We start from the raw sequence: 26902 nt of genomic DNA, 5'->3' as shown, positions 1-26902 counted from the left end.
GTTCAGCGGCGGTGGACGAGCGCGGCAGCGGTGTCGATCGCCGAGACGACGTCGCCGTCCGGCGGGTAGAGCAGAGTGCGCCCCACGACGAGTCCGCGCACGCCGGGCAGGGCGAGCGCGTTGCTCCAGTTGTCGAATGTCTCGTCCTGGTCGCCGGTCGGGTCTCCGCCGAGCAGCAGGGTCGGCAGCGTGGTCGACGCCATGACTCGTTCCATGTCCGGCACCACGGGAAGCTTCAGCCACGAGTGCGAACTCGAGTTGCCGAGGCCGGAGGCGATCGCGATCGAGAGGATCACGGCATCCGTGGAGAGGTCGTTGCGGATCGAGCCGTTCACCCACTCGCTCATGAAGGGTTCGAGCATGATCGGGATGCCGGCATCCGCCGCCTCGCTCACGGCGAGCGCCGAGGCCTCGAGGGTGTCGGCCGAACCGGCGTCCTGCAGGTTGATGCGGATGAGGTTCTTGGCGAAGTCGAGGCCGTCGCGCCGGATGCGGTCGATGTCGTAGGCGGTGAATCGATCATCCATCTCGAAGGACGCCCCGCGCAGCCCGCCGCGGTTCATCGAGCCGACGACGATCTTTCCGTCGAGCAGACCGAGGAGCGCGAGGTCCTCGATGATGTCCGGTGTGCCGAGCACGCCGTCCACGCCCGGCCGGGAGAGTGCGAAGGCAAGCCGCTCCAGCAGCTCGTAGCGGTTGGCCATCGCCGACTCGTTGGGGCCGACGCCGAGGGCGCCGCGGGCCGGGTGGTCGGCGGCGACGATGAACAGGCGGCCGTCGCCCGCGATCACGTCGCGACGCCGGCGCGCGGCGAGGATCTCGGCGATCCGACCGGGGCGGGCGGCCCGGGTCTCTCGCAGCAATTCGAAGTCGAGAGCGGTCATGCGCGGATTCCCTTCATGATGTCTTCGACCTCGACGGTGGTCGGCATCGCTGTCGAGCACTCGCGCCGGCCGGCCACGATCGCGCCGGCGACATTGGCGAAGCGAAGGGTGCGCTCGAGCGGCCAGTCCTGCAGCAGGCCGAAGCACAGGGCGCCGCCGAAACTGTCCCCGGCGCCGAGGCCGTTGACGACCTCCACGAGGTAGGGCGCGACCTCCACCGTCTCGGTCCGCGTCTTCGCGAGCACGCCCTTCGGACCCTGCTTGACGATCGCCAGTTCGATTCCGCGCTCGAGCAGGGCGTCCGCCGCGCGGTGCGGGTCGGTCTCGCCGACGGCGACCTCGCACTCCTCGCGGTTTCCGACGGCAATGGTCACCTTGGCGAGGGCGCGGTCCACCTGCTCCGTCGCCGCTGCCGGCGACTCCCAGAACATCGGACGGTAGTCGAGGTCGAGGATGGTGAGCGGCCGACGGCCGCGCGCGTCCCAGGCCACATGATGGGCGGTGCGACTCGGCTCCTCGCTGAGCCCGGTCACCGTCGACCAGTAGATCCGGGCGTCCCGGATCGCGTCGAGGTCGAGTTCCTCGGGGTTGATGACGAGGTCCGGCGCCTTGGGGGCGCGGTAGAAGTAGAGCGGAAAGTCGTCCGGCGGGAAGATCTCGCAGAACACCACCGGGGTGTTGAGGCCGTCGACGGGAGACACGAACTCGTCGCCGACCCCGAGGCGGCGCAGCTCCTGGTGGATGTACCGGCCGAACGGGTCGTGCCCGGTGCGGGTGATCACCGCGGAGGACAGCCCGTGGCGAGCGGCGGCGACCGCCACATTGGTCGCGCTGCCGCCGAGGTACTTTCCGAAGGTCGAGACGTCTTCGAGACCGACCCCATCCTGCAGCGGGTAGATGTCGACACTGACACGCCCGATCGTGAGAACATCGAGTGCGGAACGAGGCTGGGTCATGCTGCTCAGTTCAACTTCCTGGTTGGCCGACGAGCCGCGGCGCCCGTCCTGTCGACTATATGTTCGGACATATTGACAAGTCAACTCCGCTGGTCGATCACCCAGCGTCCAGGCCGCGGGCTCCGCTCCCCCGGTCAGGCGGCGAAATCCGCGGTCGCCTACCTCCGCCGACCCACGGTCCGCAGCGCCCGTGTCGAGCACGATGTGGCTGTCGGCCAGCGGCGTGAGGGGCGCACCGGGATTGCAGGAGACGAGCGCGGTGGTCGCGCCGAGGGCCCGGGCCGCGACGAGCGCGCCACGCACGTATGGCGTGGCTCCGGACGCGGTGAGGCCGATGGCCAGGCGAGCCGCAGCTCCGGGTAGCCGCTCAGGCCGATGCTGCGACAGAACCGCACGACCGAGGTTCCCGAGGTGTCGCACAGCTCGGCGAGTTCGGTGATGGTCTTGTCCATCGCGAGCTGCGGATTCGCCATCAGCGCGTCGGCGACCCGGCGCGCCGACGGCGCGGTGGATTGTCGGGCCCCGGTGCGGAAGCCCGTGCGGAATTCCGGGCGCTCGTCGGCGTGGTGGCGTCGATCATCATGGACCCCGCTCGCGCCCCGAGCGCGTCGCGCGCAGGGCAAGTCCGGGCCGGTTGTCAATTCTTGACAAGGTTGCTCAGGCCGTCGAAACTCTGTGCCAGTTCGCCTTGACCGGCTCGCGCGCGGTGGAACAGACTCGACGGGTGAACCGGATACGCCAGTACGAGCCGCGGGACCTCGCCGACCTCTACGAGATCTGCGTGCGCACCGGCGCATCCGGCGATGACGCGACGGGCCAGTTCGACTCCGACGACCTGCTCGGGGACATCTTCGCTGCCCCCTACGCGACCCTCGAACCGGAACTCGCGTTCGTCGTGGACACCGGAGACGGGGTCGCCGGTTACCTCGTGGCGACCGCGGACACGGCCGCGTTCGTCAAGCGCTACCGCGAGGAGTGGCTGCCCCGGTTCGACGCCCGGTACCCCCTCGTCGAACCGGCGGTGACCGCCGGCCAGAAGATGATCGCCCTCGGCCACCACCCGGAATCGATGATCGCGGCAGGCACCGAGCTCTTCCCGGCGCACCTGCACATCGATCTTCTCCCCGAGCTCCAGGGACAGGGCTTCGGGCGTGCCCTCGTGCGCACGCTGCTCGCCGCGCTGCGGGAGCGCGAGGTGCCCGGGGTGCACCTGGGCGTCGGAATCGACAACCTCGGGGCGAGGGCCTTCTACGCGCGGCTGGGCTTCCGCCCGCTCCCGGCCGACCCGACCAATGAGACCCTGCTCGGCATCCGCACCGACGCCGTGCTCTAGAACCCCGTTACTTGTTCTCGGGGAAGCCCAGGTTCACCCCGGCGTGGCTCGGGTCGAGCCAGCGGCGGGTGATGGCCTTCTGGCGGGTGAAGAAGTGGATGGCGTCCGGTCCGTACGCCTTCGAGTCGCCGAAGAGGGAGTCCTTCCAGCCGCCGAACGAGTAGTAGGCGACCGGCACGGGAATGGGCACGTTGATGCCGATCATCCCCACCTGCACCTCGCGCTGGAACCGTCTGGCCGCACCGCCGTCGTTGGTGAAGATCGCGGTGCCGTTGCCGTAGGGCGACGCGTTGATGAGCGCCACGCCCTCCTCATAGGTGGCCACCCGCACCACCGAGAGCACCGGGCCGAAGATCTCGTCGGTGTACACCCGGGAGGTGGTGGGCACGGCGTCGATGAGCGTCGGGCCGAGCCAGAAACCGTCGGACTCCCCGTCGACCGCGATTCCACGACCGTCAACGACGACCTTGGCGCCGTCCTCGGCCGCGATGTCGATGTAGCCGGCCACCTTGTCGCGGTGCTCCCGCGTGATGAGCGGTCCCATGTCGCAATTGCGCCGGCCGTCCCCGACCCGCAGGCTCGACATGCGCGAGGCGATCTTCGCGATCAGCTCGTCGGCCACGGGCTCGACGGCCACGAGCACGCTGATCGCCATGCAGCGCTCACCGGCCGAGCCGAACCCGGCGTTGACCGCCGAGTCGGCGACGAGGTCGAGATCGGCGTCCGGGAGCACCAGCATGTGGTTCTTCGCTCCGCCGAGTGCCTGCACCCGCTTGCCGTGCTTCGACCCGGTCTCGTAGATGTACTTCGCGATCGGCGTGGAGCCGACGAAGGAGATGGAGGCGACGTCCGGGTGCTCGAGCAGGGCATCCACCGAGACCTTGTCCCCGTGAACCACATTGAACACGCCGTCGGGCAGTCCGGCCTCCTGGAACAGCTGCGCCATCCAGATGGACGACGATGGGTCCTTCTCCGAGGGCTTCAGCACGACCGAGTTGCCGGCGGCGATCGCCAGCGGGAAGAACCAGAGCGGCACCATGGCCGGAAAGTTGAACGGGCTGATCACGCCGACCACGCCGAGCGGCTCGCGGGTCGAGTAGACGTCGACCCCGGTCGACACGTTCTCGCTGTACTCGCCCTTGACCAGGTGCGGGATGCCGGTGGCGAACTCCACTACCTCGAGGCCCCGGGAGATCTCGCCGAGGGCGTCGGAGATCACCTTGCCGTGCTCGGCGGTGAGGATCTCGGCGAGTTCGAGCTTGCGGGTGTTGAGCAGCTCGCGGAAGGTGAAGATTATCGCCTGGCGCTTGGCGAGCGAGGTGTCCGCCCAGGCTGGGAAGGCCGCCCTGGCCGCGGCGACCGCGACGTCGACGTCGCCCGTCGTGGCCAGCCGAACCTCGCGGGCGACCCGGCCGAGGGCGGGGTCGAAAATCGGTCCGGTTCGCGTCGATTCGCCCTCGAATGCCGCGCCGTTGATCCAGTGGTTCACGATGTCCATGCCGCCATGCTAGCCGCGAGATCGACCGGATTTTCGTCGTTTATTGTTCTCGAAATGTTTCCGGCCCTCCCGGCCGCTGCCCGCCCCGCCCAGGGATCCGCGCGTCTCGGGCGATGCTTCCCGGCATTGTCGGAGCCCGCTGTCACACTGGATTCATGGACCCGCTTCTCGCCCTCATCATCGGCCTCTTCATCGGGGTTCTGCTCGGCGCAGTGATCGGGCTCCTGCTCGCCCGCGCCAGGCGGTCCGGCACGCCCGAGGCGACCGACCCCGCCCTCATCGCCTCCCAGCACGAGATCGCCCTGGCCGCGGTGCGGGCCGACGGGCTCGCCGAACAGTCCAGACTGAGCGCGGAGCTCGCGGCCATCCAGGCCACCGCGCTCGCCCTCAAGGAGCAGGTCGCCGGTCAGCAGGCCCAGTACCGCGAGCTCGTGGAGCGCCACCGCCTCGAGCAGCTTGCCGAGGCGGAGCGGCAGCAGAAGGAGAGCCGCGTGCTCCAGGCCCTCAGTCCGGTGCAGGAGTCGCTGCGCACGATGCAGCTCAAGGTGACAGAGCTCGAGGCCCAGCGCAGCCAGCAGCACGGCGAGTTGAGCCAGCAGCTGCGCACCGCGACCGAGTCGGAGGAGCGCCTCCGCAGCACCGCGGAGTCCCTCGCGTCCGCCCTGCGCAACAACGCCACCCGCGGGGTCTGGGGCGAGACGCAGCTGCGCAACGTCGTGCAGGCGGCGGGTCTGATCGAGCGCGTCGACTTCGACGTGCAGTCCAGCATCTCCTCGGATGCCGGGGCCGGCCGGCCGGACATGGTCATCCACCTGCCCGGCGGCAAGAACATCGCCGTGGACGCGAAGGTGCCCTTCAACGCCTACCTCGAGGCGAGCCAGATCGCCGTGACGGCGACCGGCGAGGAGGGCGCGCGGCGCGAGCAGTTCATCCGCCAGCACGTCAAGGCGGTGCGGGCGCACATCGACACCCTCGGCAGCAAGGCCTACTGGGCCGGACTAGACGCGTCCCCCGAGCTCGTGATCGCCTTCATCCCGAGCGAGTCGCTCGTCTCGAGCGCTCTCGAGGCAGACCCCGGCATCATGGACTACGCGTTCTCCAAGCGCGTCGCCCTCTCCTCGCCGGTCACGCTCTGGTCGGTGCTCAAGACCGTCGCCTTCAGCTGGCAGCAGGATGTGGTGACCCAGGAGGCGAAGATGCTCTTCGACCTGAGTCGGGAGCTCTACGGCCGCCTCGCCACCCTCGCGAGTCACGTCGACAAGCTCGGCCGGTCGATCGAGAGCACCGTGAAGAACTACAACGGGTTCGTGGGGTCGCTCGAGCGCCAGGTGCTCCCCTCGGCGCGCAAGCTCAACGTCCTCGACGAGTCGAAGGTGCTCGGCAGCCACGACGAACTCGAGGACTTCCCGCGCGACCTGAGCGCCTACGAACTCGTGGCGGAACTCGAGGCCGTCGCGGCCCTCGAGGTGGAACCGGACCGCACCGCGTAGGGACGCCTCGGGGGTCGGCCGAGAGCCGAGATCCGGCTCGGCGTCACGCGGTGTGGCGGTAATCGGCGGGCGTGCGGGCGAAGTGCTCCTTGAACGACCGGCCGAAATGAGAGGCCGACCGGAACCCCCAACGCTCGGCGATCGTCGCCACCGAGATCCCGGACAGGGCAGGGTCGACCAGGTCCCGGCGCGCGTGCTCGAGCCGACGGTCGAGAATGTGGGCCGACGCGGTCAATCCCGCCGCGCTGAACACGCTGTGCACCTGGCGAAGCGAGACGAAATGGGTGACGGCGAGCGTCTGGGGCGAGAGCTCCGGGTCACCGAGGTTCTTTTCGATGAAGTCGAGCATCCGCTCGAGAAGGGCGGCACCCGCTCGACGCTGCCGCCCGTCGGCGAGACCCAGAGTGCTTTCGAACAGGGTCGACATCAGGTCGAGCGCGTTGTGCGCCGCAAGCTGCTGGCTGCGACCAGGCAGGGTATCCGCAACCCGATTCAGCGTGTCGAGCACGGCCCCGGCGGCGGGAGCGAGGCCCTCCCGCCCGTCGAATCGTGTGGCCGTCAACTGGCGCATCTGCGCAACGGGCACGTCGAGCAGCCGCTGCGGGAATCGCATGCACAGGTTGCGATAGTGGGTGCTGCTGATCACCGTCGTCGGCCGCGTGGTGTCGAAGACGGTGATGTCGCCCGGGTTCAACCGCGCGGTGCGACCGTCCTGCAAGAACTCTCCCACCCCGGCCACCTGCAGGCAGAGCAAAAAGTCGGGCCGCTCCGCTGCGCCGATGCTCTTCGCGTCGCGGTAGGCGGCGTGGCTGCCGGTTGTCATCTGGATGAAGTCGATGCCGGCGATGGTCCGGATCCCGAGCGAACCCCGGAACTGGGCGGGTCTGGCCGACTCAACGCTGAAGTTCATGAACGACTGGGACAGCAGCGAACTCCACTCGCGGAGGTGGCGCACCGGCGCTTCGACGCGCGCGGGCGATGGGGGGTCGGTGCGCTCGATCTGCATTGAGCCACTCCTCGGTGAGCGGGCACGTGCTGTCGCTTCGCCGTCAAGAGTGCACGGAGTGGACAGGTATCTGCACTCTACGCCGATGCGCCCCGGATTCGCCTCGAATACTGTGGCGCCAAGCCTCGGCACGACGACGTGCACAGGCAGTCGCAGTCGTCCTGCCTCGTGCACGAAGGAGAAGCCATGTCCGAGACCAACGTTCCCGTTCTCATCGTCGGAGGGAGCCTGGTCGGCATGACGACGGCCGCGCTGCTCGGCCAGCACGGCATCCGCTGCCTGGTGGTCGAGCGCCATCGCGGCACGGCCGTGCACCCGCGCGCGGCGCTGATCCTGCAGCGCTCGATGGAGATCCTGCGCAGTCTCGGCCTCGAAGAGACGGTGAAGGCCAAATCGAGCGCCCAGTTCGATCAGGATGCCGCCATCATGGCCGTCGAGAGCCTCGCCGGTGAGGAGATCGCCTACTACCTCGCGAAGCTCAACGACGGCGTGCGCGACCTGAGCCCCTCGGAGCGGCTCTTCGCCACCCAGGTAGCCATCGAACCCGTGCTCGGCGACCGCGCCAGGGAGCTCGGCGCCGAAACCAGGTTCGGCACCGAGCTGGTGGACTTCGAACAGGATGCCGATGGCGTCACGGCACACATCATCGACCGCGACTCGGGAGAAACCTCCACCGTGCGGTCGCAGTACCTGATCGCGGCCGACGGCTCCCGCAGCGGAGTGCGGGAGAAGCTCGGCATCGCGCAGACCGGGCGCGGCGCGTTCTCGAACAGTGTGACGATCTACTTCCATGCCGAAGTCGAAGCACTGCTGCGCGGCCGGAGCCTCGGGGTGATCATGGTGGTGAACCCGACCCTGCAGGGCTTCTTCCGGATCGAGAAGCCCTACCGATCCGGATTCCTCGCCGTGCACGGACTCGGCGATCCGAAGAACCCGAACAGTGACGTCTGGACCGACCTCACCGACGAGAAGTGCGTCGAACTCGTGCGCGCCGGTCTCGGGGCACCGGGCATCGCGGTCGAGATCGACGATGTGATGCGCTGGCAGGCAAGCGCCGACGTGTCGGACAGCTTCCGCTCGGGGCGCGTGCTCCTCGTGGGTGATTCGGCTCACGTGATGCCGCCGTACGGTGGCTACGGCGGCAACACCGGCATCCACGACGCTCACAACCTGGCGTGGAAGCTGGCCGCGGTGCTCGGCGGCCGGGCCGCACCCGAGCTCCTGGACAGCTACGACGCGGAGCGCCGCCCGGTCGCCGCCTTCACTGTCGAGCAGGCCTATACCCGCTACGTGATGCGGGCGGCACCCTCCCGCGCAGCACTCGGCTTCGAGCCCGTGGTGAGCGACGCGATCATCGACCTCGGCTATCGCTACCAGTCGTCCGCCATCCGGCCCGAAGCCGACGTGCCGCCGAGTCTGCACGGCGATCCCCGGGAGGCGCGCGGCCTGCCCGGCACACGCGCCCCGCACCTGTTCGTCGAGCGCGACGGCGAGCGCCTCTCGACCCTCGACCTGTTCGGCACGCGGTTCGTCGTCCTGGCCGGCAGCGAGGGAACACGCTGGGAGCACGCCGTCGCCGCGGCGAGTGCGGAGCTCGCTCTCCCGATCGACCTTCACCTGATCGGCGGAGAAGGCGGCCCAACCGACCCGGACGCGAGCTTCGAGGCACTGTACGGCCTGACTGCGAGCGGAGCCGTGCTCGTGCGGCCCGACGGGTTCATTGCCTGGCGCGCCCCGACGGATGAGGCGGCGAACGGAAGCGAACTCGGCGAACCGCTCGCGGCAATACTGGGTCGCGATGTGCCCAGTGCCGACTCGCCCAGCGCCGTCGACTCGCTCCAGGGCGTTGGGGCACAGTGATGACCGACACGGAGATTCCCGTCCTCATCGTCGGCGGAAGCCTGGTCGGCATGACGACCGCAGCGCTCCTCGGCTACCACGGCATCCCGTCCCTGGTCGTCGAGCGCCACCGCGGTGGGGCCGTGCACCCTCGGGCGGCGGCGATCCTGCAGCGATCGATGGAGATCATGCGCAGCGTCGGCGTCGAGAAGGCAATCACGGTGAAGTCCGGTGACCAGTTCGACCAGGATGCCGCGATCATGGCGGTGGTGAGCCTCGCCGGCGAGGAGATCGCCTACTATCTGCCCAAGTTCAACGACGGCGTGCGTGACCTGAGCCCCTCGGAGCGGCTCTTCGCGAGCCAGGTCGCGGTCGAGCCGATCCTGGGCGAGCGCGCGCGCGAACTCGGGGCCGAGACCCGATTCGGCACCGAAATGGTCTCGTTCGAGCAGGATGCCGACGGCGTCACAGCTCAGATCCGCGACCGCGACACCGGCGAGACCTCGACCGTCCGCAGCAGGTACCTCATCGCGGCCGACGGGGCGCACAGCGGAGTGCGCGATCAGGTGGGCATCCACCAGGAGGGCCGCGGGGTCTTCTCGAAGAGCATCACCATCTACTTCCATGCGGAGGTGGCCGATCTGATGCGCGGGCGCAGCCTCGGGGTGATCATGGTCGTCAACCCGATCCTGCAGGGCTTCTTCCGCATCCAGAAACCGTACGAATCGGGCTTCCTGGCGGTCCACGGCCTTGGCGACCCCACCGATCCGAATAATGACGTCTGGACCGATCTCACCGACGAGAAATGCATCGAGCTCGTCCGAGCGGGGCTGGGAGTGCCCGACATCGAGGTCCACATCGACGACGTGATGAAGTGGCAGGCAAGCGCAGAGGTCTCCGACTCCTGGCGCGCGGGTCGGGTGTTGTTGGTGGGCGACTCGGCGCACGTCATGCCGCCCTACGGCGGGTACGGCGGCAACACCGGGATCCACGACGCCCACAACCTGGCGTGGAAGCTGGCCGCGGTGCTCGGCGGCACCGCCGGAGACGGCCTGCTCGATACCTACGAAGCCGAGCGCAAGCCGGTGGCGATCTTCACCGTCGGCCAGGCCTACGCTCGCTATGTCACTCGCGCCGCGCCGTCGCGGGCTGCGCTCGGGATGGACGCGCTGGTGAAGGATGACGTGATCGATCTCGGGTACCGCTACCGCTCCGCGGCCATCGCCTCGGAGCCCGGGGAGGCGGTCGTCCATGGTGACCCGCGGGAGGCCCGTGGCCTGCCGGGCACGCGCGCGCCGCACACGTTCCTCGTGCGCGACGGCGAGCGCATCTCCACCCTCGACCTGTTCGGACGCACCTTCACCGTGCTCACCGGGAGCGACGGCGGCGCCTGGGCTGCCCCCGCCGCCCAGGCCGCTCGCGAACTCGGGATCGAGATCGGCATTCACCACATCGGTGCGCCCGGGCTGGCGAACCCGGACGGCGATTTCGAGAGCCTCTACGGCCTGGAGTCGACCGGCGCCGCGCTGGTGCGACCCGACGGTTTCGTGGCCTGGCGTTCCCCGACGGATTCCGCGGCGCAGGGCAGCACGCTGCGGGAAACGCTCAGGACCATCCTGGATCGCTGAGGCTCGGGGCTACAGCCACTTCTCCGCGAGGTGGTCGGCAACGACGCGGCGGATGGTGCCGGAACGACCTCGAAGCACGATGCTCTCGGTGCGGATGATCGGGCCCTTCTTTCGCACGCCGCCCACCAGCTGGCCGTCCGTGACGCCGGTGGCGACGAAGTAGGTGTTGTCGCTCGTGACGAGGTCGTCGATCTCGAGGATGCGGTCGAGGTCGTGTCCGGCGTCGATCGCCTTCTGGCGCTCGTCGTCGTCCCGCGGGGCGAGCTTCGCCTGGATGAAACCGCCGAGTCCCTTGAGCGCGCAGGCCGTGATGATGCCCTCCGGGGTGCCGCCGCGTCCCACGCACATGTCGATTCGCGCGTCGTAGCGCGCCGCGTTGATGCCGCCGGCCACGTCGCCGTCGAGAAGAAGACGGGTTCCGGCTCCCGCCGCCCGGATCTCGTCGATGAGCTCCGCGTGCCGCGGGCGGTCGAGCACGGCCACGACGATGTCGGCGATGTCCTTCTTCATCGCCTTCGCGAGGGCGCGGATGTTCTCGCCGATCGGCTGGCGAAGGTCGACCACGCCGTGGCCCTCCGGTCCGGTGACGATCTTGTCCATGTAGAACACGGCGGACGGGTCGTACATGCTTCCCCGGTCGGCGACCGCGATCATCGAGAGCGCGTTCTGGCGGCCGGCCGCGGTGAGCGAGGTGCCGTCGATGGGATCGACGGCGATGTCGCAGGCCGGACCGTGCCCGGTGCCGACGTGCTCGCCGTTGAAGAGCATGGGGGCGTCGTCCTTCTCGCCTTCCCCGATCACGACCAGGCCGTCGAAGCCCACGGTGCCGAGGAACTTGCGCATCGCGTCGACGGCCGCTCCGTCCGCGGCATTCTTGTCGCCCCGGCCGATGAAGGGCACGGCTCGAATCGCGGCCGCCTCCGTCGCCCGCACGAGCTCCATCCCGAGGTTGCGGTCGGGATGCTGGAATAGGTTCGCGCTGTCAGTGTTCACTTGTCAAGGCTAGCGAGCCTGCCTCCCCACGAGCCGCCCTCGTTCGCGAAACAATCGGCATTCTTTCGCGGGCACCGGGAGTCAATAGACTCGTACCGTAAATTCGGCGCTGGCCCGATGCGCCAGTCCGAGTAGCCCAGAAGGAGACGCAATGCCCATCGCAACCCCCGAGCAGTACGCCGACATGCTCGACAAGGCCAAGGCGAGGGGCTTCGCCTACCCCGCGTTCAATGTGTCGTCGTCGCAGACGATCAACGCCGTGCTCCAGGGACTCACCGAGGCCGGCTCAGACGGCATCATCCAGGTCACGACGGGCGGCGCGGACTACTTCGCCGGGCACACCGTCAAGAACCGTGCGGCCGGCGCGCTCGCGTTCGCCGCATTCGCCCACGAGGTGGCCAAGAACTACCCGATCACGGTCGCGCTGCACACCGACCACTGCCCGAAGGATGCCCTCGACGGCTTCGTCCTGCCGCTCATCGAGGCCTCGGAGTCCGAGGTGCGCGCGGGTCGCAACCCCATCTTCCAGTCGCACATGTGGGACGGCTCGGCCGTGCCGCTCGCCGAGAACCTCGAGATCGCCCAGTCGCTCCTGCCGCGCATGAAGGCGATCAACGCGATCCTCGAGGTGGAGATCGGTGTGGTCGGCGGCGAGGAAGACGGCGTCAGCCACGACATCAACGAGCACCTCTACACCACCATCGACGACGCGGTCGCGACAGTCGAGGCGCTGGGCTTCGGCGAGAACGGCCGCTACATGGCCGCCCTCACCTTCGGCAACGTGCACGGCGTCTACAAGCCCGGCAACGTCAAGCTCCGTCCCGAGCTGCTGCACGAGATCCAGGTCGGCATCGCCCAGCGCTACGGCACCGGCGACAAGCCGCTCGACCTCGTCTTCCACGGCGGATCGGGCTCCACCGACGAGGAGATCGCGACCGCCGTCGCGAACGGTGTGATCAAGATGAACATCGACACCGACACCCAGTACGCGTTCACGCGGTCCATCGCCGACACGATGTTCAAGAACTACGACGGCGTGCTCAAGGTGGATGGCGAGGTCGGAAACAAGAAGGTCTACGACCCGCGCGCCTGGGGCAAGCTCGCCGAGACCGCGATGGCGAAGCGCGTGGTGCAGGCGACCCAGCAGCTCGGATCGGCCGGCCACTCGGGCAACTAGTCGCGCCGGCCCGGTCGCTGCGTCAGTAGGGGAAGATCCGTAGCCAGCCAGGATTGTGTGCGTGCACCAGCACCAGGAAGACCACCAGGTCGAACAGCAGGTGCACGCACACCACATAGGTGAGCGACCGGGTGCGGGTGAAGATGTACCCCTGCAGCAGAGCGAACGGGAAGGTCATCAGCGGACCCCAGCCTCGATAGCCGAGCTCCCAGAGGAACGAGACGAAGATCACGGCCTGCAGCAGGTTCGCCTGCCAGACGGGGAAGTGTCGTCTCAGCAACGCGAAGACGACGCAGATGAAGAACATCTCGTCCCAGATTCCGACGAAGTTCACGCCGACGAAGAGGCGAGCGAGCTCGTCAGGGGCGTGGATGGCCGGCCAGTTGCGATACGCCCCAGAGCCGATGAAGTAGAACGGCAGGATGACGTAGCCGAGCACCAGCACGATCGGCAGGTACAGGCGTTCGAGCCTGGTCCAGCGGTGGCCGGTGTTGATCGGGAACCGGATCGCCCGGTCGGCGCCGCGCCCGACTCCCAGACGTGGAAGGCCCCAGCGCTCGGCGGCGTAGGGCACGGCGATCGCGAGGCTGAGCACCGTGCCCATGAGCGCGATGTTGGCGTAGCTGATGTCGGCCGCGACCGAGATGGCGCTCACAATTCCGAGGCCGGCGGCCACGAGCGCGAGGCTGCGGAACAGGTCGCGATCGAGGGCGAACGCCACGATCAGGCTGGCCGCGAGGGTCGCGTATCCGGCCGGCAGCGCCTGAACGCCGAAGAGCAGCACCGCGGATGCCGAGACTCCGGCCGCCGGAAGCAGGCTCCAGGTCAGCGCCGGTGGCGCGGTGCGGGATGACTCGAGGGCGCGAGGGTCAGCGACCGACATACGCGGTGAACGCCGGGTCCCCGAGCATCAGCGTGGCCAGGCAGACGAAGGACACCAGATAGGCCACCGCTCCACCGATGATCGGCAGGTAGAAGGCGAGGCGGCCCCGACGAAGCGCCCTCATCGTCACGGCGACGGTGATCAGGAAGAGCACCACGTTGGACACGTTGATGACGATTCCGAGCGTGCCGGCGAGGGCCGTCGGGGTGTAGGTACCGATGTTCATCATCGTGTACACCTGCTCGATCACGGCGTTCAGGTCGGTGAACTGGAAGAAGCCGGCGACCACGGTGACCGCGCCATAGGCGAGCAGGGCGTAGCTGAGGAAGGCGTCCCACCGGCGCGGTGCTGCCGTGCCGATGGCCGACGGCGCCGCCCCGGGTGCGTGGGCGGCACGCTCGACCGCGCGCTCGCCGGCGGGCGGCACCACGGGCGGCGCGAACGACGGGGCGGGCAGCCCGGCGGCCGCGGCCTGGTCCTTCGGGCTCGCGTACTCGCCGTACTGCGGTCGTGGTCGGGGGTCGGTCATTTCTTCTGCCAATCGAGTTGTCGAGTCCGGCCGCCGAGTCCGCGGGAGTCGGCCTGGCCGCTCGCGTCCTTGCGCAGCTCCTTGGGCAGCGAGAACATCAGGTCCTCCTCCGCGGTGACGACCTGGCGCACGTCGGTGTAGCCGGCGTCGGCGAGGTCGTCGAGCACCTCCTGCACGAGAACCTCCGGCACGGACGCGCCGGACGTCACCCCGACGGTCGCGACGCCGTCGAGCCACTCCTGGCGAATCTCGCTCGCGTAATCCACGCGATAGGCGGCGCGGGCACCGTTCTCGAGGGCGACGTCCACCAGGCGCACGGTGTTCGAGCTGTTGGCCGAGCCGACGACGATCACGAGTTCGGCCTCTTCGGCAACCTTCTTGATGGCCACCTGGCGGTTCTGGGTCGCGTAGCAGATGTCGTCGCTCGGCGGGTTGTGCAGGTTGGGGAAGCGTTCGCGCAGCAGCCGCACCGTCTCCATGGTCTCGTCCACGCTCAGGGTTGTCTGGCTCAGCCACACGAGGTTGTCCGGATCCTTCACCTGCAACAGGGCGACATCCGCCGGGCTGTTGACGAGGGTGGTGCGCTCCGGCGCGTGCCCCATCGTGCCCTCGACCTCCTCGTGGCCGGCGTGGCCGATCAGCAGGATCTCGAAGTCGTCCCTGGCGAAACGCACGGCCTCTCGGTGGACCTTGGTGACGAGCGGGCAGGTGGCATCGATCGCTTCGAGGTTGCGGTCGGCCGCCCCCTGGACGACGGCGGGCGAGACGCCGTGGGCCGAGAACACGATGTGCGAACCCTCCGGCACCTCGCCGACCTCGTCGACGAAGATCGCCCCCTTCTTCTCGAGGGTGGACACGACGTGGATGTTGTGGACTATCTGTTTGCGCACGTAGACCGGCGAACCGTAATGCTCCAGGGCCTTCTCGACCGCGATCACCGCCCGGTCCACTCCCGCACAATAGCCGCGGGGCGCCGCGAGCAGCACCCTCTTGGGATGGCTGACGGGGTTGTCCCTTAGCCTGTTACGTACCGCGGGAATCCGCGGCATGTTCAGGCTGGCGGCAGCGCCGTTGGTTATCGTGCTCACGAACCCGATTGTAGTTCGCGTGCACTCCGAGACGCTGGGAGGCAAACGGATGGCCGGCAGAGCGGCGCGAGACGCGTACGAGACACTGGAGATCTCCCTGCGTGACGAGGACGGCGTGGAGGCCACGCCGGTCGGCCTGCTCGTGCACGGCAGGCGCTTCGCGTTTCTCGAGGGCGACGACCTCGTGGTGGACGTCACCCCCGCCCGTGCCCGCGACCTCGTGCATCGCGGTGTGGCCGAGCGATTCGTGGTCGACGGACATCCGGCCCGCGGGTGGGTGCGGGTGAGCGACCTCCTCCTGTGGCCGGAACTCGCCGGCGAGGCGCACGAATACGTGGGCGAGCCGCCCGTGGGCGGCCAGTCGTGACCGCAGGATCGATTCCCGCATGACCATAGATCCCGGGCCATCCACCGTTGACGCCCCGTGGCCCGTGGCGCTCCTCTCCAACAAGATCAAGGGCTGGATCGATCGGCTCGGCTCCGTGTGGGTGGAGGGCGAGATCACCCAGTGGGGGCTCTCGGGCGGCAACGTCTACGGAAAACTCAAGGACCTCGATGTCGACGCGACTGTCGGCTTCACCGTCTGGTCGTCGGTGAAGGCGAAGCTCCCCGACGACCTGAAGCAGGGTGACCGGGTGATCGCCCTCGTCAAACCCAACTACTGGGTCAAGGGCGGCACCCTCACCATGCAGGTGTTCGAGATGCGCCACGTCGGCCTCGGCGACCTGTTGGAGAGGCTGGAACGCCTCCGCCAGAAGCTCCGGGCGGAGGGCCTCTTCGACCCCGCCCGCCGCAAGCCGCTCCCCTTCCTGCCCGGCTGTGTCGGGCTCATCACCGGCAAGGACTCGGATGCCGAGAAGGACGTTCTGCGCAACGCCCAGTTGCGTTGGCCCGCGGTGGCCTTCCGCGTCGTGCACACCGCGGTGCAGGGCGATCGTGCCTCCGGCGAGGTCACGGCGGCGCTCAAGCTCCTCGACGCGGACCCCGAGGTCGACGTGATCATCGTCGCGCGCGGCGGCGGCGACTTCCAGAACCTCCTCGTCTTCAGCGACGAGACTCTCGTGCGCACCGCCGCGGCCTGTGTCACCCCCATCGTGAGCGCCATCGGGCACGAGGCGGACCGGCCGCTGCTCGACGAGGTCGCCTCGCTGCGGGCATCCACTCCCACCGACGCGGCCAAGCGCGTGGTGCCAGATGTGGCGGAGGAACTCAGCCGGGTGCAGCAGGCCCGGTCGCGCATCCAGAGCCGGGTGACGAGCTTCGTCGTGACCGAGATCGACCGGCTCGAGCAACTGAGGTCACGCCCGGTGCTCGCGAGTTCGTCCTGGCTCGTCGACTCCCGCGCCGAGGAGCTGGGACGTTACATCGGACGAAGCACCGAGCTCATCGATCTCCTGATCGAACGCTCCCGCACCCGGGTGGGCGAGTTGCGGTCCCAGTTGCGCGCGCTGTCGCCGCAACGCACCCTCGACCGCGGATACGCGATCGCCCAACTGCCGGGCGGCGCGGTGCTGCGCAGCGAGAAGGAGGCGCCGGTGGGCACTCCGCTCCTCCTCACCCTCGCCGACGGCACCGTGACGACCACCGTCACCCCGCCGCCGACCACCCCCGCCAAGGCTCGGTAGAGTTAAGCCGTGGCAGAGATCTCATCCCCCGTTCCGGCGGTCGCCGACCTGAGCTACGAGCAGGCGCGCGACGAACTCGTGCGCGTCGTCAACGAGCTCGAGCAGGGTTCGACCACGCTCGAACAGTCGCTGGCCCTGTGGGAGCGCGGCGAGGCCCTCGCGAAGCGCTGCGAGGAATGGCTCATCGGCGCGAAGGCGCGACTGGACGCGGCTCGCAACGCCGTCGCGGGCTGAGAACGGTGACGCTTCCCCCCGACCGGCCGGCGCGCGTCGTCGCCGAGCTCGGCCGTCCAGAGACTCCGGAGGAGACGGCCGCGCGCAAGGCCGAGGCCTCCCGCAAGCACCGCGCCAACCAGTCCCTGATCAATCTCGTGCTCGCCCTGCTCGCATCGCTCGGCGTGGTGCTCGTTCTCGTGCTCGTCGTCGTCCGGCCCGACCAGCCGGCCCGCCAACCCGTGGACTTCGTCGGCGATGCCGCCAAGTCGCAATCGCTCGTGGGTGCGCCCCTCGCCGCACCCAGGCTCCCCACCGGCTGGAGCGCGAACGACGACGGAGTCACCACCTCGGCCGACGGGATCACGGCGTGGACCATCGGCTTCATCACGCCGAGCGCCCAGTTCATCGGGCTCAAGCAGGGCATCGACGCCAACCGCACCTGGGTGTCGAACGCGCTCGAGCGGGCTCGAGCCACCGGCACGGATTCCCTCGGCGGCCTCGAGTGGACCGTCTACGACCGACGCAGCGAGAGCGACACCGGAAACATCGCCTACGCTCTCACCACGACGGTGGGTCGCAGCAGCGTCGTGCTCTACGGCACGGCCGAGCCGGCGGAATTCCGGGTGCTCGCGGCCGCCATCGCTGCTCAACTCGACGCGGAAGGAAAGACCAAGTGAGCGAAGAAATCCGCAGTCCGTCTATCGCCTGGCAGGAGATGTCCCGCGGCAATCAGCGCTTCGTGAACGGCGAGCCGAGCCATCCCCGCCAGGACGTCGAGAGGCGCGAGCAGCTCGTCGACCGACAGGCGCCCCAGGCCGCGCTCTTCGGCTGCAGCGACTCCCGCCTCGCCGCCGAGATCATCTTCGACAAGGGACTCGGCGACCTCTTCGTGGTGCGCAACGCCGGCCAGATCATCTCGGACTCGGTGCTCGGCTCGCTCGAGTACGCGGTCGCGGTGCTGCACGTTCCCCTCATCGTCGTGCTCGGCCACGACGAGTGCGGAGCGGTGAGGGCGGCCATCGACTCGCAGGCGCCGGACGCCGTTCCGCTGCCGCCGCACATCCACGGCCTGATCGAGAAGATCATTCCCGCGGTGAAGAGAGTCAGCGCCCCGGACGGAGACCGCCCGGACGCGACGGAGGTGGGCCGCGAACACCTGCGCGACACCGTCGCCGAGTTGCTCGAGAGCTCCGAGCTCATCAGCGACGCGATCGCCGCGGGTACGCTGGCTATCGTCGGTGCGAACTACCGTTTGCTCCAGGGTGCAGCCGTTCCCGACATCATTGTCGGCGAGGTCTGAAACACCATCCCCGTTCGCCCCACCCCGGATACCCCGGATCATCGAGAAGAAAGACACAGCGCCGTGAACACTCTGCACCAGGTCGCCGACGACGAGTACCGCATCGAACACGACACGATGGGCGAGGTGCGGGTGCCGGTCGCCGCCCTCTACGGGGCGCAGACCCAGCGCGCGGTCGACAACTTCCCGATCTCGGGATCCGGGCTCGAGCCCGCCCAGATCGTGGCTCTCGCCCGCATCAAGCGCGCGGCGGCCATCGTCAACCGGGATCTCGGCATCCTCGACGCGGAGATCGCGGAGGCGATCGTGCTCGCCACCGACGAACTCATCGCCGGGCGGCATCACAACCAGTTCCCGGTCGACACGTACCAGACCGGCAGCGGCACGTCCTCCAACATGAACGCCAACGAGGTTCTCGCCACGCTCGCCACCCGCTTCGCCGGCCGGCCGGTGCACCCCAACGACCATGTGAACGCCTCCCAGTCGTCGAACGACGTGTTCCCCACCTCGGTGCACGTCGCTGTGACCGGCGCGCTTCTCGGCACCCTCGTGCCCGCGCTCGACCACCTCGCCGTGGCGCTGGAGAGCAAGGCTGAGCTCTGGAAGTCGGTCGTGAAGTCCGGTCGCACCCACCTCATGGATGCGACCCCGGTCACGCTCGGACAGGAGTTCGCCGGCTACGCGGCCCAGATTCGATACGGCATCGACCGCGTCCAATCCACGATCTCCCGGGTCGCCGAGGTGCCGCTCGGCGGAACCGCCGTCGGCACGGGCATCAACACGCCGGCCGGCTTCTCCCAGCGGGTGATCCAGCTGCTCGCGGCCGACTCCGGCCTACCCCTCACCGAGGCCCGCGACCACTTCGAGGCGCAGGGAGCGCGGGATGCCCTGGTCGAGGCATCCGGAGCCCTCCGGGTGATCGCCGTGAGCCTCACCAAAATCTGCAACGACCTGCGCTGGATGGGATCCGGCCCGAACACCGGCCTCGGCGAACTGAACATCCCGGACCTGCAGCCCGGCTCGTCGATCATGCCGGGCAAGGTGAACCCGGTGATTCCGGAGGCCGTGCTCATGGTCGCGGCCCGGGTGATCGGCAACGACTCCACGATCGCCTGGGCGGGCGCCTCCGGCTCGTTCGAGCTCAACGTGGCGATCCCGGTCATGGGCACCGCCCTGCTCGAGTCGATCCGCCTCCTGTCGAACTCCACCATCGCCCTCGCCGACAAGACCGTCGACGGCCTGCAGGCCAACGTGGAACGGGCCCTCGCCCTCGCCGAGTCCTCACCCGCCATCGTCACCCCGCTCAACCGGGTGATCGGTTACGAGGCGGCGGCCAAGGTCGCCAAGAACGCGGTGGCCAAGGCGATCACGATCCGCGAATCGGTGATCGACCTCGGATTCGTGGAGCGCGGCGAGGTGACGGTCGAACAGCTCGATTCGGCGCTCGACGTGCTGTCGATGACCCGACCGCCGCAGGCGTAGTCGTCTACTCCGTCGGCACTCCGGCGCTCTCGATGGCCGAACCGTCGAAGTCGCGCACCGTGCGGCCGGCCACGGCGGACTTCAGGTCGACCGGAATGAGCATCGACACCGACTTCGACCCGCTCGCACCCGTGTCGCACTGGGTGACATTTGCGTCGTTGCCAGAACCGGCAGCGTTCGGCTGCCCGAAGTAGACCCCGACGGTCACCGTGTCCTCCGTCTCGACCAGCGCGACGCTGTACGGGATGCACCGTTTGTCTGCCCGCACCTGCAAGACCAGGTCGGCGGAGTCGAGCGCCGTCAGTCCCACCTGCGGCGACGAGCCGATGTAGCCGTCCCCCGGCTTCGCGCCGTGCCTGGTGTAGTTCTTGAGGCCGAAGAGGTAGCTCGGCGTGCGCTGCGCGCCGATCATGGCCTGATAGCGCAACACCGGCTGCGCGACGACGCCGCTGGGCGGCGCGGAGACCGGGACGAACACCCGATTGACCACGACCGGCGCCGGCGAACCCCACAGTCGCTCCACCGTGCTCATGCGCGCGGGCACGTCCACCGCGCGGGGAAGCTCCTCGCGCACGGGATTCGCCAGGGAGATGCTGCCGAACAGGACCACGACGAGGCCGACGGCCGACACGATCCGGAGGATGGCCACGCCGAGCGGACCGGGCTCGCCCCCGTCGGAATCGTGTCGACTCCATCCGGCGAGAGCGCGCCACTGGCCGCGTGGGGCGACGAGGCCCCACACCGTGAGAATCGCGAAAGCGATCATCACGGTAATCGTCAGGCTGCTCACCCTACGAGCTTAACTCTGTCCCTCGAGTGTGGGTCACCTCACCGGTCTACCCGGGCAAGTTGTCAGGCAAGCTCATTCGATTCGAGCATCTCGGTCACGAGGGCCGCGATCGCCGAACGCTCGGACCTGGTCAGGGTGATGTGGCCGAAGAGCGCGTGGCCCTTGAGAGTTTCGATCACCGAGGCAACACCATCGTGTCGGCCGACCCGCAGATTGTCCCGCTGGGCCACGTCGTGGGTGAGCACGACCCTCGAGTTCTGGCCGATGCGGCTGAGCACGGTGAGCAAGACGTTGCGCTCGAGCGACTGGGCTTCATCCACGATCACGAACGCATCGTGCAGAGAGCGTCCGCGGATGTGGGTGAGCGGCAGCACCTCGAGCAGTCCGCGTTCCACGACCTCGTCGAGCACGTTCTGGGAGACGACGGATCCCAGGGTGTCGAACACGGCCTGTGCCCACGGGTTCATCTTCTCCGAGGCGTCGCCCGGCAGGAAGCCGAGTTCCTGGCCGCCGACCGCGTAGAGCGGGCGGAAGACCATGATCTTCTTGTGCTGCTGCTTCTCGAGCACGGCCTCGAGCCCGGCACAGAGGGCGAGTGCCGACTTGCCGGTGCCGGCTCGGCCGCCGAGCGACACGATTCCGATCTCCGGGTCGAGCAGCATGTCGATGGCCAGCCGCTGTTCGGCCGATCGGCCGTGCAGGCCGAAGATGTCGCGGTCCCCGCGCACCAGTCGCAGCTGCCCGGGTGCGGTGACCCGGCCGAGGGCCGATCCCCGGTCCGAGTGGATGACCAGCCCGGTGTTCACCGGGGTGTCGCCGACGACCCGGGTGTGCAGCGACTCGGTCTCGTAGAGCCTGGCCATCTGCTCTGACGGGAGGGTGACATCCTCCATGCCGGTCCAGCCGGAGTCCACCGCGAGCTCGGCCCGGTACTCCTCGGCCGCCAGCCCGATCGATGCGGCCTTCACCCGCAGGGGCAGGTCCTTCGAGACGACCGTGACATCCAGACCGTCGTTGGAGAGGTTGAGCGCCACGGCGAGGATGCGCGAGTCGTTGTCGTTGAGTTGCAGACCAGAGGGCAGCACCGACATGTTCGAATGGTTGAGTTCGACCCGCAGGGAACCGCCATCGCCCACCGCGATCGGAAAGTCGAGTCTCTCGTGCTGGACCCTCAGTTCGTCGAGGTTGCGGAGAGCCTGCCGGGCGAAGTAGCCGATCTCGGGATCGTGGCGCTTGGCCTCGAGCTCCGAGATGATCACGACGGGCAGAACGACGGCGTGTTCCGAGAAGCGGAAGATCGCCTTCGGGTCAGACAGGAGCACAGACGTGTCGAGCACATACGTGCGCTCGGTTTGCCTGACCTTCGAGGCTGACGGGGAGGCTGGGCTGGTCTTGTCCAATGCGGCCACGTGAACTCCATCCCCGAGTGCTTGACACTCGGATCCAGTCGCGTGACGGCCGGTCAGTTCCTTTAGGCACTGTCTTTTTCCGAAACGAACTTACGTGGCCGTCTCGATCGGGTGCCATACCCGATGGATCCGACGCTACGTCTGTCGATCGGCAAGACCATCACCGACACGCCCTGTGCAGTGTTACATCGCGGTAAATTCGCGGCGTCGAACGCGTGCCTCCCCTTCCGCCCTTCGGCAATTCCCGTTCCGAAATCCATGCAATCGGTGCAGCGCCGCGGCGTGTTGGCGCTGCCGGGCGGCGTGTCACCCCGGAATGCATGGATTTCGGAAAGGGGAGGCGGAAGGGGGAGGCGGAAGGAAGGGGGAGGAGGAAGGGAGGGAGGGTCAGACGGTGATGGCGGACGCGTAACTGGTGAAGGCCGCGCGCAGCATGTCGAACGATTCCTCGTCGGTGCTGACGTGGGGACTCAGCCGCACCGTGTTCTGGCGGGTCGTGACGCTGACGCCGTGATTGTGGAGCGACGCGGAGAGCACCGTGAGCTGGTCGATCGCCGGCGAGAGCACGACGATTCCGGCGCGCTCGTGCTCGGCGCGGGACGACGACACGGGCACCGCGTACTCGTCGGCGAGTTCGATCACCCGGGACACCTTCTCGGCGAGCCGTTCGCCGATCGCGGCGACGCCGACCCGGGCGATGTCTTCGAGCGCCGCCGCCAACCGGGCCTGGGCGATCGGATCGGGGTTGCTGATGCTGAACGCCGCGACGCCGCGCGCTGGAGGCACGACGGCGTCGAGCGGCAGGTCGTCCTGGTCCGTCGCGTTGAACCCCGAGAAGACCGGGGTGAGCGACTCGGCGGCCCGATCGCTCAGCGCGAGGAAGCCGGTGCCCCACCCGGCGCGCACCCACTTCTGGCCGCCGGACACGACGACGTCCGCGACGCGGTACGGCGCATCCACGACCCCGAAGCCCTGGATCGCGTCCACGATGAGCAGGCGATCCCCGATCACCTGCCGGATCCCCTCCAGGTCGGCGAGATAGCCGGTGCGGAAGTCGACGAGGCTCACCGCGACGGCGGCCGTGTTCTTCGTGAGCTGGTCACGGATGATGCCCGGCGTCACCGGTCCCCCCGCGGTGTCGAGCCACACCGGATTGAGCACGCCGAGCGAATCCGCGGCGCGCGCCGCGGCGAAGGTGACGCTCGGGAATTCGGCCGGTGACAGCAGCACTCCCCCGGTGAGCCCGAACATCACGTGCATGAGCCCGGAACTGGTGTTGGGCTGGAAGCAGACCTGCTCGGCGGTGAAGCCGGTGACGGCGGCAACGGCGGCGCGCACCCGCTCGTCCTGTCTGTCGAGGCTGCCCAGGCTCCCGAAGCGCGAGCGCCGCAACAGCTCGAGCTGGGCCTGCTCCTCCTCGATCACCGCCCGGCCGAGTGGCCCGATGCTGGCGAAGTTGAGGTAGCCGGGCTCCTCGCCGAAACCGGCGACGAAGTCGTCGATGGTGGTCACGGTTCAGCTCCCGTAGCGCCGCTGGCGGCGGGCATAGTCGCGCAGCGCGCGGAGGAAGTCCACCTCGCGCAGGTCCGGGCCGAGGGCCTCCACGAAGTAGAACTCGCTGTGCGCGCTCTGCCAGAGCATGAAGTCGCTGAGGCGCTGCTCGCCGGAGGTGCGGATGACCAGGTCAGGGTCGGGCTGGCCGCCGGTGTAGAGGTGGTCCCCGATGAGCTCCGGGGTGAGGATCTCGGCGAGCGCATCGAGAGTCCCGCCCTCGTCGCCGTGCTTCTTCACGATGCTGCGCATCGCATCCGCTATTTCCCGGCGTCCGCCGTAGCCGACAGCGAGGTTGATGTGCAGGCCGGTGTTGTGCTCGGTGCGCTTCTCGGCCGCGGCGAGCGTCGCCAGGAGGTCGGCCGGCAGTCCGTCGTGGGAGCCGACATGCTGCACGCGCCAGTTGCGAAAGTGCGAGAGGTCTTCCGCGAGGTCCCCGATGATCTGGAACAGCTCATCGAGCTCCTCCGGGTCGCGGCCCGTGAGGTTGTCCGTGGAGAGCAGGTAGAGGGTGGCCACCGAAATGCCGAGGTCGTCACACCAGATGAGGAACTCGCGGAACTTGGCCGCGCCCGCCCGATGCCCGTGGGCGGCGGTCTCGAGCAACCGTTGCTTCGCCCATCGCCGGTTGCCGTCCAGGATCATCGCCACGTGCTTCGGCAGCTCCTGATGGCTCAGCCAGCGGCGGATCCGGTTCTGGTAGAGGCCATAGAGCACCCCTTCACCGAGCGGTATCTCCCTCTTTGCCACGACCTAACGCTAGTGCAATCGCCCCGATTCGCTCCCCGTCGCGGCCGCCGCCCTGCCGCTAGGCTTGGAGCATGACGCAGGATGCGGACGACGTCAGCGTCGATCAGGAGCCGGGCGCCGGTCTGCCCAACATTCCCCTTCTCGAGGATGCCATCGTCGAGGACCAGACGCCGGAGCAGAAGCCCACCTGGCGGGGCTGGATCCACGCGGGCACCTTCCCGCTCGCCATCGTGCTCGGGGTGATCCTCATCGTGCTGGCCCACGGCACGGCGGCCAAGATCTCCAGCGCGGTCTTCGTGCTGTCGTCGCTCCTGCTCTTCGGCATTTCGGCCCTCTACCACCGGTTCACCTGGAACGAGAAGACGAGGCGTCTGCTCAAGCGGCTGGACCACGCCAACATCTTCCTGCTCATCGCCGGCTCGTACACCCCGATCACCGTGCTCGCCCTGCCGCACGACAAGGCGGTGCTGCTGCTCTGGCTCGTCTGGGGAGGCGCGGCGCTCGGCATCGGCTTCCGGGTCTTCTGGATCGGGGCCCCGCGCTGGCTCTACGTGCCCCTCTACCTCCTGCTCGGGTACGCGGCCCTCGCCTTCATCGTCGACTTCTTCCACGCGAACGCCATGATGATGACCCTCATCCTCGTCGGCGGTCTCTTCTACACGATCGGCGCGGTCGCCTACGGCTTCAAGCGACCCAACCCCTTCCCCGGCGTGTTCGGGTTCCACGAGATCTTCCACACACTCACCCTGCTGGCGTTCCTCTGCCACTGGACGGCGATCTTCCTCGTGGCGACGAACCCGCCCGTCCTCGGCGCCTAGTCAGCCGAGGTCAGTCGTCCTGGTTCTCCGGAGCCGAGTCGGCCGCGACGCGTTCGGCCTCGAGCTGTTCGCGAATCTCGCCGCGGTAGCGCACCCGGCGGATCCGGCGCACGAGGTCGAGGCAGAGCAGCACGACGGCCGCGGCGATGAGGAAGGTGATGAGGAAGCCGACCCAGCCGGGGGTGACGGACTCTTCGTCGAACTTGGCGGCCGGAACCTGGGCGGCGAGGGTGAGGATGCTGGAGATCATGGCGTTCCTTGGTGGTCGTTGACGATTCCGGCGAAGAGGTCGGTCTCGGGGATGTCGGTGTCGACGAGCGACACGGCCAGCTGGAAGTCCTCGAACGGCCAGGCCTGGCGCTGCATGTCGTTGGGCCAGAAGAAGAAGAAGCTGTCCGGGGCCACCTGGCTGGCGTGCGAGCGCAGCGCCTCGTCCCTGGCCTCGAGGAAGTCGCCGATCCGCACCTGCGTGGTGGCGAGATTCGGGCGGTCCTTCATCCAGCCGCGCACCTCGGTGAGTCGCTCGAGCTGGGGCGAACCGGGGTCGTTGGCGAGCACGAACTGGTACATCGCCTCGATCCGCGGCGCATTGAAGATGCGGTCGTAGTAGACCTTGGAGATCTGCCACGGTTCCCCGGCATCCGGGTACCGTGCCGGGTCGGCGGCGGCCTCGAACGCGTACATCGAGATCTCGTGGGTGCGGATGTGGTCGGGGTGCGGATAGCCGCCGGTCTCGTCGTAGGTGATGAGCACCTGCGGGCGCAGTTCGCGGATGACGCGCACGAGCGGCTCGGCGGAGATCTCGAGCGGGATCACCGCGAAGCAGTTCGCCGGGAGCGGCTCGCCGGCCTGCACGGACGCGGGGTCCGGCAGCCCGGAGTCCAGGTAGCCGAGCCAGCGGTGGTCGAACCCGATCGCCTGTTGGGCGCGCGCCATCTCGATGCGGCGGAGCCCCGCCATGTCCCGGTTCGCGGCCGCGCGTTCGGCCAGCCCCTCGTTCTGGATGTCGCCGCGTTCGCCTCCCGTGCAGCTCACGACCGTGACCTCGACCCCGATGCTGCGGTAGTACGCATACGTCGCAGCACCCTTGCTCGACTCGTCGTCGGGATGGGCGTGCACGGCCAGCAGACGCAGTGTCACCGAACTCCTCAGGGATAGCGGATAGCCTTGGAATCCAAGACTAATCGCTGAGGGATGTTGAATGACTGCCATCGGTCGCACCGGCCACGCGGACGACAACGACCTCGCCGAGCGCTACGGGCGCACGCCGTCGATCAAGCGTCGCAACCGCCGGCTGTACACCGCTCTCGCCGTGCTCGTGGGCATCGTCGTGGTGGCGTGGGTGATCTGGGCCGGGCTCGACCAGGCCGGGGGCTCGATCGAAGCGCAGGACACCAGCCATCGGATCCTCGACGACAAGACGGTGAGCATCAGTTTCCTGGTGTCGATGCCGATCGGGAGCACGGCCCGGTGCGCACTGCAGGTGCAGAACGACGCCCACGGCATCGTCGGCTGGAAAATCGTGAAGATTCCGGCCTCGAAGCTCTACACGACCGGGCACACCGAGACGGTGCGCACCGCCGAGCAGGCGGTCACCGGCTTGATCTACCGCTGTTGGCTGACCTAAACTAAGTAATTCATTGGAGACCGGCCGCTT

The 26902-nt window shown here is 68.4% G+C and carries 28 protein-coding genes; 13 read left to right on the top strand and 15 right to left on the bottom strand.

All coding sequences use genetic code 11. From position 1 onward, the window contains the following. Nucleotides 1-2: 2 nt before the first annotated feature. From FVP33_RS06225 to FVP33_RS20215, 3 genes are all read right to left on the bottom strand, one after another. Nucleotides 3-884: a class I fructose-bisphosphate aldolase gene (locus FVP33_RS06225; protein ID WP_147782760.1), complete on the bottom strand. Its 882-nt coding sequence runs from the start codon at nt 882-884 to the stop codon at nt 3-5. Continuing rightward, a complete protein-coding gene (iolC, locus tag FVP33_RS06220) occupies nt 881-1840 on the bottom strand; it encodes a 5-dehydro-2-deoxygluconokinase (RefSeq protein ID WP_147782759.1) in 960 nt (319 codons plus the stop codon). Before iolC ends, FVP33_RS06225 begins: the two co-directional genes overlap by 4 nt. A gap of 158 nt (nt 1841-1998) precedes the next feature. Continuing rightward, a complete protein-coding gene (locus FVP33_RS20215) occupies nt 1999-2313 on the bottom strand; it encodes a MurR/RpiR family transcriptional regulator (RefSeq protein ID WP_425460938.1) in 315 nt (104 codons plus the stop codon). A gap of 251 nt (nt 2314-2564) precedes the next feature. Between FVP33_RS20215 and FVP33_RS06210 the strand changes: the two genes are divergently transcribed. Next, on the top strand, nt 2565-3173 hold the full coding sequence (locus FVP33_RS06210; RefSeq protein ID WP_222706635.1) for a GNAT family N-acetyltransferase: 609 nt from the start codon (nt 2565-2567) through the stop codon (nt 3171-3173). 7 nt (nt 3174-3180) lie between these two features. On the opposite strand, the gene FVP33_RS06205 is transcribed toward FVP33_RS06210, so the two are convergent. Further along, nucleotides 3181-4671, bottom strand: coding sequence for a CoA-acylating methylmalonate-semialdehyde dehydrogenase (locus FVP33_RS06205; RefSeq protein ID WP_147782757.1), 1491 nt, complete (start codon nt 4669-4671; stop codon nt 3181-3183). A gap of 155 nt (nt 4672-4826) precedes the next feature. On the opposite strand from FVP33_RS06205, the gene FVP33_RS06200 reads away from it, so the two are divergent. Further along, a complete protein-coding gene (locus FVP33_RS06200; protein WP_147782756.1) occupies nt 4827-6161 on the top strand; it encodes a DNA recombination protein RmuC in 1335 nt (444 codons plus the stop codon). A 43-nt stretch (nt 6162-6204) separates the two neighbouring features. Here FVP33_RS06200 and FVP33_RS06195 read toward each other — a convergent pair whose 3' ends face one another. Continuing rightward, on the bottom strand, nt 6205-7167 hold the full coding sequence (locus FVP33_RS06195) for an AraC-like ligand-binding domain-containing protein (protein WP_147782755.1): 963 nt from the start codon (nt 7165-7167) through the stop codon (nt 6205-6207). A 186-nt stretch (nt 7168-7353) separates the two neighbouring features. On the opposite strand from FVP33_RS06195, the gene FVP33_RS06190 reads away from it, so the two are divergent. Then, nucleotides 7354-9027, top strand: a complete 1674-nt coding sequence (locus tag FVP33_RS06190; protein WP_147782754.1) for an FAD-dependent monooxygenase — start codon at nt 7354-7356, stop codon at nt 9025-9027. Continuing rightward, nucleotides 9027-10634, top strand: a complete 1608-nt coding sequence (locus FVP33_RS06185; RefSeq protein WP_147782753.1) for an FAD-dependent monooxygenase — start codon at nt 9027-9029, stop codon at nt 10632-10634. Before FVP33_RS06190 ends, FVP33_RS06185 begins: the two co-directional genes overlap by 1 nt. A 9-nt stretch (nt 10635-10643) precedes the next feature. On the opposite strand, the gene glpX is transcribed toward FVP33_RS06185, so the two are convergent. Beyond that, nucleotides 10644-11576 (bottom strand): class II fructose-bisphosphatase, encoded by a 933-nt coding sequence (gene glpX / locus FVP33_RS06180; protein ID WP_147783195.1) that lies wholly within the window; start codon nt 11574-11576, stop codon nt 10644-10646. Between the two features lie 202 nt (nt 11577-11778). Here glpX and fbaA point away from each other — a divergent pair, with 202 nt between their 5' ends. Continuing rightward, on the top strand, nt 11779-12804 hold the full coding sequence (fbaA, locus tag FVP33_RS06175; protein ID WP_147782752.1) for a class II fructose-bisphosphate aldolase: 1026 nt from the start codon (nt 11779-11781) through the stop codon (nt 12802-12804). Between the two features lie 22 nt (nt 12805-12826). On the opposite strand, the gene FVP33_RS06170 is transcribed toward fbaA, so the two are convergent. Genes FVP33_RS06170 through FVP33_RS06160 form a run of 3 tightly spaced genes read right to left on the bottom strand, consistent with a single transcriptional unit; the run spans nt 12827 to nt 15265 of the window. Next, nucleotides 12827-13687, bottom strand: coding sequence for a CPBP family intramembrane glutamic endopeptidase (locus FVP33_RS06170; protein ID WP_147782751.1), 861 nt, complete (start codon nt 13685-13687; stop codon nt 12827-12829). Continuing rightward, a complete protein-coding gene (locus FVP33_RS06165; RefSeq protein WP_147782750.1) occupies nt 13674-14216 on the bottom strand; it encodes a DUF6264 family protein in 543 nt (180 codons plus the stop codon). The genes FVP33_RS06170 and FVP33_RS06165 overlap by 14 nt, the downstream gene beginning before the upstream one ends. After that, nucleotides 14213-15265, bottom strand: coding sequence for a 4-hydroxy-3-methylbut-2-enyl diphosphate reductase (locus FVP33_RS06160; RefSeq protein WP_147783194.1), 1053 nt, complete (start codon nt 15263-15265; stop codon nt 14213-14215). Before FVP33_RS06160 ends, FVP33_RS06165 begins: the two co-directional genes overlap by 4 nt. 88 nt (nt 15266-15353) lie before the next feature. On the opposite strand from FVP33_RS06160, the gene FVP33_RS06155 reads away from it, so the two are divergent. From FVP33_RS06155 to FVP33_RS06130, 6 genes are all read left to right on the top strand, one after another. Continuing rightward, nucleotides 15354-15671 carry a hypothetical protein gene (locus tag FVP33_RS06155; protein ID WP_147782749.1) on the top strand — a complete coding sequence of 106 codons (318 nt, stop codon included), beginning with the start codon at nt 15354-15356 and terminating at the stop codon, nt 15669-15671. 19 nt (nt 15672-15690) lie between these two features. Further along, complete coding sequence (xseA, locus tag FVP33_RS06150) at nt 15691-16929, top strand: exodeoxyribonuclease VII large subunit (protein ID WP_147782748.1); 1239 nt, start codon at nt 15691-15693, stop codon at nt 16927-16929. 18 nt (nt 16930-16947) lie between these two features. Further along, a complete protein-coding gene (locus FVP33_RS06145; protein ID WP_147783193.1) occupies nt 16948-17163 on the top strand; it encodes an exodeoxyribonuclease VII small subunit in 216 nt (71 codons plus the stop codon). Between the two features lie 5 nt (nt 17164-17168). Further along, on the top strand, nt 17169-17822 hold the full coding sequence (locus tag FVP33_RS06140; protein WP_246142194.1) for a DUF4245 domain-containing protein: 654 nt from the start codon (nt 17169-17171) through the stop codon (nt 17820-17822). A gap of 38 nt (nt 17823-17860) precedes the next feature. Then, nucleotides 17861-18445 (top strand): carbonic anhydrase, encoded by a 585-nt coding sequence (locus tag FVP33_RS06135; protein ID WP_147783192.1) that lies wholly within the window; start codon nt 17861-17863, stop codon nt 18443-18445. 63 nt (nt 18446-18508) lie between these two features. Further along, entirely contained in the window at nt 18509-19927 is a 1419-nt protein-coding gene (locus FVP33_RS06130; protein ID WP_425460937.1) for a class II fumarate hydratase, read from the top strand. Nucleotides 19928-19931: 4 nt separating this feature from the next. On the opposite strand, the gene FVP33_RS06125 is transcribed toward FVP33_RS06130, so the two are convergent. The 4 genes from FVP33_RS06125 to FVP33_RS06110 form a co-directional block, all read right to left on the bottom strand. Continuing rightward, a complete protein-coding gene (locus FVP33_RS06125) occupies nt 19932-20717 on the bottom strand; it encodes a DUF6199 family natural product biosynthesis protein (protein WP_147782746.1) in 786 nt (261 codons plus the stop codon). Nucleotides 20718-20779: 62 nt separating this feature from the next. Then, a complete protein-coding gene (phoH2, locus tag FVP33_RS06120) occupies nt 20780-22117 on the bottom strand; it encodes an RNA 5'-3' helicase PhoH2 (RefSeq protein ID WP_246142246.1) in 1338 nt (445 codons plus the stop codon). A gap of 396 nt (nt 22118-22513) precedes the next feature. Further along, on the bottom strand, nt 22514-23638 hold the full coding sequence (locus tag FVP33_RS06115; RefSeq protein ID WP_147782745.1) for an aminotransferase class V-fold PLP-dependent enzyme: 1125 nt from the start codon (nt 23636-23638) through the stop codon (nt 22514-22516). Nucleotides 23639-23641: 3 nt separating this feature from the next. Further along, nucleotides 23642-24427 (bottom strand): isoprenyl transferase, encoded by a 786-nt coding sequence (locus FVP33_RS06110; RefSeq protein ID WP_147782744.1) that lies wholly within the window; start codon nt 24425-24427, stop codon nt 23642-23644. Between the two features lie 71 nt (nt 24428-24498). Here FVP33_RS06110 and trhA point away from each other — a divergent pair, with 71 nt between their 5' ends. After that, on the top strand, nt 24499-25245 hold the full coding sequence (trhA, locus tag FVP33_RS06105; protein WP_147782743.1) for a PAQR family membrane homeostasis protein TrhA: 747 nt from the start codon (nt 24499-24501) through the stop codon (nt 25243-25245). Between the two features lie 10 nt (nt 25246-25255). Here the strand turns inward: trhA and FVP33_RS06100 are convergent, their stop codons facing one another. Further along, entirely contained in the window at nt 25256-25495 is a 240-nt protein-coding gene (locus tag FVP33_RS06100; protein ID WP_147782742.1) for a hypothetical protein, read from the bottom strand. Next, nucleotides 25492-26385, bottom strand: a complete 894-nt coding sequence (gene mca, locus FVP33_RS06095) for a mycothiol conjugate amidase Mca (protein ID WP_246142193.1) — start codon at nt 26383-26385, stop codon at nt 25492-25494. Before mca ends, FVP33_RS06100 begins: the two co-directional genes overlap by 4 nt. A gap of 61 nt (nt 26386-26446) precedes the next feature. On the opposite strand from mca, the gene FVP33_RS06090 reads away from it, so the two are divergent. Continuing rightward, a complete protein-coding gene (locus FVP33_RS06090) occupies nt 26447-26872 on the top strand; it encodes a DUF4307 domain-containing protein (protein ID WP_147782741.1) in 426 nt (141 codons plus the stop codon). Nucleotides 26873-26902: the final 30 nt, after the last annotated feature.

The organism is Lacisediminihabitans profunda (genome assembly GCF_008040105.1).
Classification (GTDB): Bacteria; Actinomycetota; Actinomycetes; order Actinomycetales; family Microbacteriaceae; genus Lacisediminihabitans; species Lacisediminihabitans profunda.
The sequence above is the reverse complement of the archived record's forward strand: the minus strand, read 5'-3'. Positions and strand labels throughout refer to the sequence as shown.